Annotated in this window: 10 protein-coding genes and 1 tRNA gene; 4 read left to right on the forward strand and 7 right to left on the reverse strand. The window is 61.3% G+C overall.

Annotated features, from left to right (window positions below; all coding sequences use genetic code 11):
- Window positions 1-279 precede the first annotated feature (279 nt).
- Window positions 280-1761: a glutamate--tRNA ligase gene (gene gltX / locus A0O30_RS01505; protein WP_060498767.1), complete on the reverse strand. Its 1482-nt coding sequence runs from the start codon at window positions 1759-1761 to the stop codon at window positions 280-282.
- 143 nt (window positions 1762-1904) lie between these two features.
- Between gltX and A0O30_RS01510 the strand changes: the two genes are divergently transcribed.
- Both A0O30_RS01510 and A0O30_RS01515 read left to right on the forward strand, forming a co-directional pair.
- Window positions 1905-2960, forward strand: coding sequence for an HlyD family secretion protein (locus tag A0O30_RS01510; protein ID WP_025754820.1), 1056 nt, complete (start codon window positions 1905-1907; stop codon window positions 2958-2960).
- Between the two features lie 49 nt (window positions 2961-3009).
- Entirely contained in the window at window positions 3010-4500 is a 1491-nt protein-coding gene (locus A0O30_RS01515; protein WP_177410241.1) for an MDR family MFS transporter, read from the forward strand.
- Between the two features lie 159 nt (window positions 4501-4659).
- Here the strand turns inward: A0O30_RS01515 and uvrB are convergent, their stop codons facing one another.
- Window positions 4660-6675, reverse strand: coding sequence for an excinuclease ABC subunit UvrB (gene uvrB / locus A0O30_RS01520; protein WP_105945341.1), 2016 nt, complete (start codon window positions 6673-6675; stop codon window positions 4660-4662).
- A 287-nt stretch (window positions 6676-6962) separates the two neighbouring features.
- On the opposite strand from uvrB, the gene A0O30_RS01525 reads away from it, so the two are divergent.
- Together A0O30_RS01525 and A0O30_RS01530 are read left to right on the forward strand one after the other, a co-directional pair.
- Window positions 6963-8159 carry an amino acid aminotransferase gene (locus tag A0O30_RS01525; RefSeq protein WP_016715151.1) on the forward strand — a complete coding sequence of 399 codons (1197 nt, stop codon included), beginning with the start codon at window positions 6963-6965 and terminating at the stop codon, window positions 8157-8159.
- Between the two features lie 62 nt (window positions 8160-8221).
- A tRNA-Asn gene (locus tag A0O30_RS01530) sits at window positions 8222-8297 on the forward strand.
- Between the two features lie 57 nt (window positions 8298-8354).
- On the opposite strand, the gene A0O30_RS01535 is transcribed toward A0O30_RS01530, so the two are convergent.
- The 5 genes from A0O30_RS01535 to A0O30_RS01555 form a co-directional block, all read right to left on the reverse strand.
- Window positions 8355-8756 (reverse strand): cupin domain-containing protein, encoded by a 402-nt coding sequence (locus tag A0O30_RS01535; RefSeq protein ID WP_105945342.1) that lies wholly within the window; start codon window positions 8754-8756, stop codon window positions 8355-8357.
- Between the two features lie 109 nt (window positions 8757-8865).
- Window positions 8866-9426: a DUF1285 domain-containing protein gene (locus A0O30_RS01540; RefSeq protein ID WP_105945343.1), complete on the reverse strand. Its 561-nt coding sequence runs from the start codon at window positions 9424-9426 to the stop codon at window positions 8866-8868.
- A gap of 10 nt (window positions 9427-9436) precedes the next feature.
- Complete coding sequence (locus A0O30_RS01545; RefSeq protein WP_019098587.1) at window positions 9437-10042, reverse strand: DUF4823 domain-containing protein; 606 nt, start codon at window positions 10040-10042, stop codon at window positions 9437-9439.
- Between the two features lie 66 nt (window positions 10043-10108).
- Window positions 10109-11077: a GTP 3',8-cyclase MoaA gene (locus A0O30_RS01550; RefSeq protein WP_105945344.1), complete on the reverse strand. Its 969-nt coding sequence runs from the start codon at window positions 11075-11077 to the stop codon at window positions 10109-10111.
- Window positions 11078-11184: 107 nt separating this feature from the next.
- Window positions 11185-11820, reverse strand: a complete 636-nt coding sequence (locus A0O30_RS01555) for a TetR/AcrR family transcriptional regulator (RefSeq protein WP_003260720.1) — start codon at window positions 11818-11820, stop codon at window positions 11185-11187.
- Between the last annotated feature and the right edge of the window lie 405 nt (window positions 11821-12225).

Here is a 12225-nt window from a genome sequence, read left to right on the forward strand (position 1 = left end):
CAATGTCGCTCTGAACAGAATCGCTGGCTGGGTGGCTGGCGTTTCGTTTTCGTTCATCGCTGTGGACGGGGCGCATATTAAGATCGGATTGCCGGGCTGTCAAACGAAATTTCGAAAATATTCAAAAGTTTTTTCACAGATAACAATAACTTACCGCCCTGCCCCGGTTTTTGGGGCTTACATGGACCTGTGGGAGCGGGCATGCCCGCGAATGCGGTATTGAATTTACCATCGCATTCGCGGGCACGCCCGCTCCCACAGGTTAGGCGTAAAGCTGAATCAGGCGATCGAGGCCAGCAGCTTTTCCCACTCTTTGTTTTCTTTCTTCGACACGCCACCCAGCAAGTCCAGGGCCTGGCGCAGGCGGTAGCGGGTCAGGTCCGGGCCAAGGATTTCCATGGCGTCCAGTACCGACACCGAACTGGCCTGGCCAGTGATGGCGGCGAACATCAGCGGCATGGCGTCACGCAGCTTCAGTTCCAGCGCCTCGACCACGGCCTGGATGCAGCCGGTGATGCGCTCTTTTTCCCACTGGCGCAGGCTTTCGAGCTTCCACAGGATCAGCTGGATCACCTGACGTACCTGGTCAGCCGACAGTTTCTTGCTTTCGAACAGCTTGGCATCCAGCTTCAGCGCGCCTTCGAAGAAGAACCCGCCCAGCGGGGCAACCTGGCTGAAAGTTTCCACACGGCCCTGCACGTGCGGGGCGATCTTCATCATGTAGTCGCTGTTGAATGCCCACTTCTGCAGGCGTGCCGCAAATTCCTCGACCGGCAGCTCGCGCAGCCACTGGCCGTTGAGCCAGGACAGCTTCTCGATGTCGAAGATCGGCCCGCCGAGCGAGATGCGCGACAGGTCGAAGTGTTCGACCATTTCAGCCAGCGAGAACTTCTCGCGCTCGTCCGGCATCGACCAGCCCATGCGGCCCAGGTAGTTGAGCATCGCCTCGGGCATGAAACCCATGCGCTCGTAGAAGGTGACCGAGGTCGGGTTCTTGCGCTTGGACAGCTTGGATTTGTCCGGGTTACGCAGCAGCGGCATGTAGCACAGCTTTGGCTGTTCCCAGCCGAAGTACTCATACAGCTTGATCAGCTTGGGTGCCGACGGCAGCCACTCTTCGCCACGCAGTACGTGGGTGATGCCCATCAGGTGGTCGTCGACCACGTTGGCCAGGAAGTACGTCGGCAGGCCGTCGTTCTTCATCAGCACCTGCATGTCCATGCGGTCCCACGGGATTTCGACATCGCCGCGCAGCATGTCCGGGACCACGCACATGCCTTCGCTCGGCACCTTCATGCGGATCACATGCGGCTCGCCAGCGGCCAGGCGGCGCTCTACTTCCTCGGCGCTCAGCAGCAGTGCGCGACCGTCGTAGCGCGGGGTCTCGCCACGGGCTTGCTGCTCGGCACGCATCTGGTCCAGCTCTTCAGCGGTGCAGAAGCAATAGAAGGCGTGGCCGGCGTCGACCAGTTCCTTGGCGTACTTGGCGTAGATCTCGCCACGCTCGCTCTGCCGGTAAGGGCCGTGCGGGCCGCCGACGTCCGGGCCTTCGTTCCATTCGATGCCGAGCCAGCGCAGGGCGTCGAAGATCTGCTGTTCCGACTCGCGCGTGGAGCGCAGCTGGTCGGTGTCTTCGATGCGCAGGATGAACTCACCGCCGTGCTGCTTGGCAAAGCAGTAGTTGAACAGGGCGATGTAGGCAGTGCCGACATGGGGGTCGCCGGTAGGCGATGGCGCGATACGCGTGCGTACGGTGGTCATGGAAGGTCTCGAACGAAAGATGAAACAAAGGCGGGATGTTAGCAGGAGGCAGGCACCGGGCTCCAGCAATGGCGCGAACGTCACTTGTCGACAGGCCCTGTGCCGCTGTTAAATTTATTTACATTTCTGGAACGATAGTCCCCATGCCCGCCCAACTCAAACGCCGCCTGCTGGTCTTTTTCACCCTCGTGGCCCTCATCGCCCTCGCCTTCCTGGCCCACTGGTACTTCAAAGGCCGCTTCTACGAGAGCACCGACAACGCCTACGTGCAGGGCGAAATCACGCGCATTTCCAGCCAGCTGGGCGCCCGCATCGACACGGTGCCGGTCGAGGACAACCAGCACGTCAACAAGGGCGACCTGCTGGTGCGCCTGGAAGCCGCCGACTTCGAGCTGGCGGTTGAGCGCGCCCACGCCGCCCTCGCCACCCGCGAAGCCGAGTACGCACAGGCGCAAAGCCGCCTGACCCAGCAAGGCAGCCTGATTGCTGCCGGCCAGGCCCAGGTGGCGGCCAACCAGGCCACTTTCGACCGCTCACGGCTGGACCTGAGCCGCGCCGAGAAGCTGCGCAAGCCTGGCTTTGTATCCGAAGAACGGGTCACCACCCTGTCGGCAGACAGCCACGTCGCCGGCTCCCAGGTCGACAAGGCCCGCGCCGACCTGCAAAGCCAGCGCCAGCAAGTCAACGCGCTGAACGCCGACCTCAAACGCCTCGATGCGCAAATCGCCAATGCCCGCGCCGACCTGGCCCAGGCTGAGCTGAACCTGACCCGCTGCGAGATCCGCGCACCAATCAGCGGCACCATCGGCCAGCGCAATGCGCGCAATGGCCAGGTGGTGCAGGCCGGCGCCTACCTGCTGTCGATCGTGCCAGACGAAGACATCTGGGTGCAGGCCAACTTCAAGGAAACGCAGATTGGCCACATGCAGCCCGGCCAGCGCGCTGAACTGCTGTTCGACAGCTACCCCGACACGCCCATCGAAGGCCGGGTCGACAGCCTGTTCGCCGCGTCGGGCGCGCAATTCAGCCTGCTGCCGCCCGACAACGCCACCGGCAACTTCACCAAGGTGGTGCAGCGCATCCCGGTAAAACTCACCTTCCGCGCCGACAACCCGCTGCACGGGCGCATCCGCCCCGGCATGTCGGTAACCGCCACCGTCGACCTGCGCAGCGAAAACGAAGGCCACGATGGCCGGTGATCAACTGCTCAGGCCTACAGCCGAGCCCACCCGACGCGACTGGATCGCAGTGATGAGCGTGATGCTCGGCGCCTTCATGGCGGTGCTGGACATCCAGATCACCAACTCGTCGCTCAAGGACATCCAGGGCGCACTGTCGGCCACGCTGGAAGAAGGTTCATGGATTTCCACCTCCTACCTGGTAGCGGAAATCATCATGATCCCGCTAACCGCCTGGCTGGTGCAGCTATTGTCCGCCCGTCGCCTGGCGGTGTGGGTATCGGCAGGCTTCCTGCTGTCGTCACTGCTGTGCTCGATGGCCTGGAACCTGGAGAGCATGATCCTGTTCCGGGCCCTGCAAGGCTTTACTGGCGGCGCGCTGATCCCGCTGGCCTTCACCCTCACCCTGATCAAACTGCCTGAGCACCACCGCGCCAAAGGCATGGCCATGTTTGCCATGACGGCCACCTTCGCCCCGTCCATCGGCCCCACGCTGGGTGGCTGGCTGACTGAAAACTGGGGCTGGGAGTACATCTTCTACATCAACATCCCGCCGGGGCTGGTGATGATCGCCGGCCTACTGTACGGGCTGGAAAAGAAGGAAGCGCACTGGGAACTGCTGAAAAGCACCGATTACGCCGGCATCGTCACCCTGGGCCTGGGGCTGGGTTGCCTGCAGGTGTTTCTGGAGGAAGGCCACCGCAAGGACTGGCTGGAATCGCACCTCATCGTGGGCCTGGGCAGCATCGCCCTGGTCAGCCTGATCACCTTCGTCATCCTGCAGTTTTCCAAGCCACACCCGCTGATCAACCTGCGCATCCTGGGCAACCGCAATTTCGGCCTGTCGAGCATTGCCAGCCTGGGCATGGGCGTGGGGCTGTACGGGTCGATCTACCTGTTACCGCTGTACCTGGCGCAGGTGCAGGGTTACAACGCCTTGCAGATCGGCGAGGTGATCATGTGGATGGGGATTCCGCAGCTGTTCCTGATACCGCTGGTGCCGCAATTGATGAAGGTGATATCGCCCAAGGTGCTGTGTGCGCTGGGGTTCTGCCTGTTCGGTGCGGCCAGTTTCGGCTCGGGGGTGCTCAACCCGGATTTTGCCGGGCCGCAGTTCAACCATATCCAGATCATCCGCGCCTTGGGCCAACCGATGATCATGGTGACCATTTCGCTGATTGCCACGGCCTATATCCAGCCGCAGGATGCCGGGTCGGCTTCGAGCCTGTTCAATATCCTGCGTAATCTGGGCGGAGCGATTGGTATTGCCTTGCTGGCCACCCTGCTGGATGCGCGGACCAAGGTCTACTTCGATTACCTGCGGGAGGCAGTGGTGCCGAGCAACCCGCAGGTGGCGGAGCGGCTGGCGCAACTGGCCGAAAGGCTGGGGAATGACAATGCTGCGTTGGGGAAGCTGAGCGAGATTACCCACCAGCAGGCGTTGATCATGGCGTACAACGATGCTTTCCACTTCGTCGGGATCGGGTTGGCGGTGAGCATGGTGGCGGTGTTGCTGACCCGGAAGTTGCCGGAAGGCTTGAAAGCCGGGGAAGCCCACTAAACAACTTTCAAGTTCTGCGCAGCCCCAGTGGGAGCGGCCTTGTGTCGCGATTGGGCCGCACAGCGGCCCCGGCATTATTTGCTTTAAAGCTGAAATCCGGGGACCGCTACGCGGCCCAATCGCGACACAAGGCCGCTCCCACAGAGCCGGCGGCAGGCTTCAGCTGGTAATCAACCGCTCGCGCAGTTGGGCAATTTCATCACGCAACTGCGCCGCCGCCTCGAATTCCAGATCGCGGGCAAACTGCATCATCTTCTCTTCCAGTTGCTTGATACGCTTGGTGATCTCGCCCGGCGTGCGCAGTTCGGCCTCGTAACGGGCGCTCTCCTCCGCCGCCTTGGCCATGCCCTTGCGTTTCTTGCTGCGTGCGCCGGGGACGGTGGCACCTTCCATGATGTCGGTAATGTCCTTGACCACACCCTTGGGCACGATGCCGTTGGCTTCGTTGAACGCGATCTGCTTCTCGCGGCGGCGCTCGGTTTCGTCTATCGCTCGCTGCATCGAGCCCGTGACGTTATCAGCGTAAAGGATTGCCCGGCCATTCAGGTTTCGCGCAGCACGCCCGATGGTCTGGATCAGTGAGCGCTCGGAACGCAGGAACCCTTCCTTGTCGGCATCGAGGATCGCCACCAGCGACACCTCCGGCATGTCCAGGCCCTCACGCAGCAGGTTGATACCGACCAGCACATCGAAGGTACCCAGCCGCAGGTCGCGGATGATTTCCACCCGCTCCACGGTGTCGATGTCCGAGTGCAGGTAGCGCACCCGCACGTCATGGTCGGCCAGGTAGTCGGTCAGGTCTTCGGCCATGCGCTTGGTCAGCGTGGTGGCCAGCACCCGCTCGCCCTGGGCCACACGCTTGCGGATTTCCGACAACAGGTCGTCCACCTGGGTCAGTGCCGGGCGCACCTCGACCTGCGGGTCGACGAGGCCGGTCGGGCGCACCACCTGCTCCACCACGCGCCCGGCGTGCTCAGCCTCGTAGGGGCCAGGGGTAGCGGACACAAAGATGGTTTGCGGGCTGACGTCCTCCCATTCATCGAAACGCATGGGGCGGTTGTCCAGCGCCGAGGGCATGCGGAAGCCATATTCGACCAGCGTTTCCTTACGCGAGCGGTCGCCTTTGTACATGGCGCCGACCTGCGGAACACTCACGTGGGATTCATCGATCACCAGTAACGCATCCGGCGGCAGATAGTCGTACAAGGTGGGCGGCGGTGCGCCGGCCGGGCGGCCAGACAGGTAGCGCGAGTAGTTCTCGATGCCATTGCAGTAGCCCAGCTCCAGGATCATCTCCAGGTCGAAGCGGGTGCGCTGCTCCAGACGCTGCGCCTCCACCAGCTTGTTGGCCTTGTGCAGGTACTCCAGCCGCTCCTTCAACTCTTCCTTGATACCCTCCACCGCCTCCAGCAGGGTTTCCCGCGGCGTCACGTAGTGGCTCTTGGGGTAGAAGGTAAAACGCGGCAGCTTGCGGAAGACCTCGCCGGTGAGCGGGTCGAAGGCGGCGATATTTTCCACCTCGTCATCGAACAGCTCGATGCGGATGGCTTCAAGGTCCGATTCCGCCGGGAAAATGTCGATCACATCACCGCGCACGCGGAACGTGGCACGGGCAAAGTCCATTTCGTTGCGGGTGTATTGCAGGTCCGCCAGACGGCGCAGCAATGCGCGCTGGTCGAGCTTGTCACCACGGTCTACATGCAGGACCATTTTCAGGTAGGACTCGGGGCTACCCAAACCATAGATGCACGAAACGGTGGTGACGATGATCGCATCGCGCCGCTCCAGCAGCGCCTTGGTCGCCGACAGGCGCATCTGCTCGATATGGTCGTTGATCGAGGCGTCCTTCTCGATGAAGGTGTCCGAAGACGGCACGTAGGCTTCCGGCTGGTAGTAGTCGTAGTAGGAAACGAAATACTCCACCGCATTGTTGGGGAAAAACGCCTTGAATTCGCCGTACAGCTGCGCGGCCAGGGTCTTGTTCGGCGCCAGCACCAGGGTCGGGCGCTGCACTTGCTGGATGACATTGGCAATGCTGAAGGTCTTGCCCGACCCGGTCACCCCGAGCAACGTCTGGTGCGACAGCCCCGCCTCGATGCCTTCGACCATCTGGCGAATGGCCTCGGGCTGGTCGCCGGCCGGCTGGAAACGGGTGACGAGCTGGAACTCGGACATGACGGACCTCACGGTGCTGCAGCAACTGTAAATTTAGCCAGTAGTCTATACCCAAATGCGCCCGCCCGGGGGCGCTTTCAAGGCGTAGCTGTGAGCGCGTGTAACGGTGGACCCGGCAATTCGACCAATGGTCGAAAAATATTTGCGCAAATAGCCGGAAAAGCTGTGCCAGAGTGTCGCAGTGACCGGTCGGTATCACTATACTGACTCCCCGTTTGTGCACCGCTTCAGTGCATTCGGCTGGAGCGTGTACGTCCTATCACTCTCCAATCAGAGCCAAGGTAACAATGAGCCTGTTTTCCGCTGTCGAGCTGGCACCCCGCGACCCTATTCTGGGCCTCAACGAAGCATTCAACGCCGACCCACGTACCGACAAGGTCAACCTGGGCGTAGGCGTGTACTGCAATGAGGAAGGCCGCATTCCGCTGCTGCGCGCCGTGATCGAAGCCGAGACCCAGCGTGCCGCCCAGCACGCCTCGCGCGGCTACCTGCCGATCGACGGTATCGCCACCTACGACCAGGCTGTGCAAAAACTGATCTTCGGCGCCGAGTCGCCACTGCTGGCCGCTGGCCGCGTGGTTACCGTGCAGGCCGTCGGCGGTACCGGCGCACTGAAGATTGGCGCCGACTTCCTCAAGCGTATCTCGCCGAACGCCGTGGTTGCCATCAGCGACCCAAGCTGGGAAAACCACCGCGCCCTGTTCGAATCGGCCGGCTTCCCGGTGCAGAACTACCGCTATTACGACGCGCCGACCCACGACGTCAACCGCGCCGGCATGCTCGAAGACCTGAACAACCTGCCATCCGGCTCGATCGTGGTGCTGCACGCCTGCTGCCACAACCCGACCGGCGTCGACCTGAGCCTGGATGACTGGAAAAACGTCCTGGAAGTGGTCAAGGCCAAAGGCCACGTACCGTTCCTCGACATGGCCTACCAGGGCTTTGGTGACGGCATCGCCGAAGACGCCTTCGCCGTGCGCCTGTTCGCCGAGTCGGGCCTGGAGTTCTTCGTTTCCAGCTCGTTCTCCAAGTCGTTCTCGCTGTACGGCGAGCGCGTGGGTGCACTGTCGATCGTCACCGCGTCCAAGGACGAGAGCACCCGCGTGCTGTCGCAGGTCAAGCGTGTGATCCGCACCACCTACTCCAACCCGCCAACCCACGGCGCCACCATCGTGGCCACCGTGCTGAACAGTGCCGAACTGCGCCAGATGTGGGAAACCGAACTGGCCGAAATGCGCGAGCGTATCCACGGCATGCGCAAGCAGATGGTTTCGCTGCTGGCCGAATATGGCGCCAACCGCGACTTCAGCTTCGTTGGCCGTCAGGTTGGCATGTTCTCCTACTCGGGCCTGACCGTTGAACAGGTTGCCCGCCTGAAGAACGACTTTGGCATCTACGCCCTGGACACCGGCCGCATCGCAGTGGCCGCGCTGAACCAGAGCAACATCCACGTGGTCACCAAGGCCATCGTGGAAGTGCTGTAACTCATTGTTTTGCCAAGGGGTAGCTTGACATCCTCTTGGCAATCAGTAAGATACGCGCAGATTCCGCGATAGCTCAGTCGGTAGAGCAAATGACTGTTAATCATTGGGTCCCTGGTTCGAGTCCAGGTCGCGGAGCCAAACACTGAAAAGCCCCCGGGTGCGCAAGCAACCGGGGGCTTTTTCTATGCGCCGGGTTTATTGGCCCAGCACCTCGGTCACCGGCTTGCCCTCGTCCACCAGGCTCCAGACCAGCAGCTTGGCGGGCTGGGTCTTGCTGGCATTGCGGGACACGCTGTGCACGGTACCAGGCGCCTCATACCAGTAGTCGCCGGCCTTGTAGGTCTTTTCCTGCTCGTTGTTAAGTTTCGATACCACGCTCCCTTCCAGCACATAGGCCATTACCGCGCCCGGGTGCTGGTGCGCGGGTGATGCTTCGCCGGGCGCGTAGCTCACAGTGAGCATGACGGCGGTTTTGCCGGGGGCATTTGAAGGCTGCTGTTGTTGCAGGACCTTGACCTGATCGGCAACGTTGCCGTGCGCCCAGACAGGGGCTTGGGCGGCGAACAGCGCAAAAAGAACGAAGGCTAAGGGTTTCATGGTGGGCTTCTCCTGGATGGCGGTTGCCAGCAGGTTAGGCCCAGGCCCACGGAAGCGAAATGGCCAATCCGCAGGAAAAACAGGGGGCCGCTTCGCAGCCCCGGCGATCTCAGCTACTCCGGCCGATCGGGTAAAACGCCCCTTGGCTCCACACCCCAAGCCACTCCTCGCCCTCGATCACACACGGCACCGCCAGTTCCACCAGCTGGTAGAACACGTTGCGATGAATCAGCGCTTCAAGGTTGCTGCGCATCAGCACATAGGGCGACGGTTCCTGCGTCACCGGGTCGATCACCACACGCAGCGGGCTGTCCGGCCCGGCATCCACCTGGTCCTCGACATTGCTGGTAAAGCGCAGCACCTGCTGTTCGCCCTCCCCCAGCACCTCCAGCGCCACCGCCACGAACGGCGCGTCATCCACGCGGATGCCAACCTTTTCTACCGGGGTAACCAGGAAGTAGTCATCGCCATCGCGGCGGATGATGGTGGAGAACAGCCGCACCATCGGTTTGCGCCCGATCGGCGTACCCAGGTAGTACCAGGTGCCATCGCGAGCGATCCGCATGTCGATGTCGCCGCAGAAGTCCGGGTTCCACAGATGCACCGGCGGCAACCCCTTGGCCTTGGGGATCTGCGCCAGAAGATCATTGGCCTTGCCGGAATCGCTCATCACACCTGCCTCATTCGCTCATGCCCAGAAGGCTACGAGCGTACTCGCGCATCGGGGCGCCAAGCAAATCCTCGGGGGTATTGTCGTGGAACGTCAACAAACCGCCACGGCTCTTGATGCGTGCGGTATCGATCAGGTAGCGGGTATTGGTTTCGATCAGCATCATCTGCACCACGCCACTGTCCCAACCCAAGCGGTCGACCGCCTGTTCGTCATACCATTCGTCGCCATTGCCGATACGGTCGTCGGTACGGGCGAAGCGGGTGTACAACACGTAGTCCGCACCTACCGAACGCGCCTGGGCAACGGCTTCTTCCAGGCCCAGCGGGCCTTGGGCGCGGCGCACCAGCGGGAAATATTCGACAAAGCTCTTGAAGGCCTGCTCGGCCACCACGTTCTGCCGAGGCACTGGCCCCTTGCCTGGTGGCACGAACGCGCCTTGGCCGATGAAGATGAACGAATCGGGCTGCAGACGGATCGACAGGGTGCGACGGGTATCACTGTGGTCCAGCAGACCGGCATCGCTCATGTGATAACGAACGCCCTCGCCCATATCGCTGACATTCATGCAACCGCCCAGCGCCATCAGCGCCAGCAGCAAGACCAGGCTACGCATCTTTCCTCCAGTGGCCGGTGACGAAAAACCGGCGAATAGCCGGCGGATGCAGCTTTTGCGCCAGCTTCAGCCACCGATCACTTTCATCACCATCACATCCCCGGAAAACGCTTGCTCTTGCTTGTCAGCCAGGGCCTTGACCAGCAAGCGCTGCAGGGCCGGCAATGCCTGATGGCGTGGCTTATCCAGCAGATCGCCGACGAAGTGGCGATTGCTGGACGAAAGGCAGCCATGCAACCAGCCTGTCGAGGACAAGCGCAAACGCGAGCAGGTGCGGCAGAACGGCTGGCTTTCGTTGGCAATGACGCCGAAGTGCCCACGTCCAGGTATTTCATAACGCAAAGCCGTGGCGTCCACTGGCGCATCGACCTGGGCATAGGTGTGCCTGCTGCCAATCAGCGTGAGCAGTGGGTCAAGGCCGAGGAACTGTTGCAGGAAGGTATTGCGGTCACGCGCCAGGTGGCCCATGCGCATGAGCTCTATGAAGCGAAGCTCAAAGCCGCGTTCAAGGCAGTAATCCAGTAGCGGCACTACCTGGTCGAGGTTCTGCCCGCGCATCGGCACCATGTTCACCTTGATGCGCATCCCCATCGCACTGGCCTGCTCCATGCCTGCCAGCACATTGGCCAGGTCACCACCCCGCGCAATGCGGCGGAAGGCTTGAGGGTCAAGGGTGTCGAGTGAAACATTCAGGCGGCGGATGCCAGCTACCTGCAACTGGGGCAACTTGCGCGCCAACAGCTGGCCATTGGTGGTCAACGAAATATCATCGAGGCTTAGTTTGGCCACAGCGGCCAGAAAGGCATCCAGGCGTGGGCTGACCAGCGGCTCACCGCCCGTGATGCGCAGCCGCTCGATACCGGCCGCTTCGATCAGGTAGGCCACGCCACGGGCCAGGGCATCCGCCGACAATTCGTCATGCGCCGCCACCAGACGCTTGCCGTCTGGTACGCAGTAGGTGCAGGCGTAATTGCAGGCAGCCGTCAGGCTGACGCGCAGGTTGCGAAAACGCCTGCCTTGACGATCGACAATCATGAATGACTCCGGCATGGATGATGAGGGCTGGCAAAACCTGACTCATAAATCAGGTTTTTGCAAGCCCCCACTTCATACCGGGTATCAGCAGCGAACGAAGCTGCGCTTCAGTTCGAGGGTTCCGGGTCGCGCTTGCGCTTGTTACCCATGCGCACGCCAATGTCCATCAGGAACTGGAAGAAGCCCTCCTGGTCCTCCAGCACATTGCTCCAGAACGGCGAGTGGTACAGCGCCACGGCGCCATGCACCAGTGCCCAGGCGGCGCAGTAGTGGAAATAGGGCGGTACGTCTTCAAGCTTGCCTTCGCTGATGCGGCCTTTGATCAGCTGGGTCAGGCGGTCGAAGTTGGAGGCCCGAATGCTGTGCAGTTGCTCGACCATTTCCGGCACCTGATTGCCCTTGACCACCTTTTCTTCCAGGCGGTCGAACAGCCGGTAACGTTGCGGGTCGCGCATGCGGAACTCGAAGTAGGCACGCGACAGGGCTTCCTTGTCGCGGTCGACGTCGGCCGAGTGCAACAGCGCGTTCAGGTCACGCTCATAGTCGAGCATCAGGCGCAGGTAGATCTCCGCCTTGGACTTGAAGTGCTTGTAGATCGTGCCTTTGCCGATGCCCACGGCGTCGGCGATCATCTCGACGGTGACGCTGTCTTCACCCTGTTCGAGAAACAGCTTGAGCGCGGTGTCGAGGATTTCCTGTTCGCGACGGCGAAACTCACGGACCTTACGAGGTTCTTTCTGCATGGGAAGGACTGGATGACAATCGAAGCGGTTTATTATGCCTAACTTGCGGGAAATTGCACGGATCATCCAAGCATGTCTGTGTTTCACGATGCATATGGCCATGCGCTGCGGGAGGAATGGAACCTCGGCGTATTCCAAATCTGTTTAAAAAACGACCAATATGCACTGGCACTGCGCCAAACCTGACCAATACTTGAAGTGTTGGCGCGGCGCATCCCCCCCAAGTGGCGCGCCGATAAAGGTGCTCAGGGACCGCGTACCTTTGTTTTACTCCTAATGGTCTTAACCCGGATTCCCCCCCCAGAACCCGGGTTTTTTTTGCGCAATGCTTTTGATCTAGCTTTTGATCTAGCTTTTGATCTAGCTTTTGATCTAGCTTTTGATCTAGCTTTTGATCTGGCTTTT

It is taken from the genome of Pseudomonas sp. LLC-1, from assembly GCF_002992185.1.
Lineage (GTDB): Bacteria > Pseudomonadota > Gammaproteobacteria > Pseudomonadales > Pseudomonadaceae > Aquipseudomonas > Aquipseudomonas monteilii.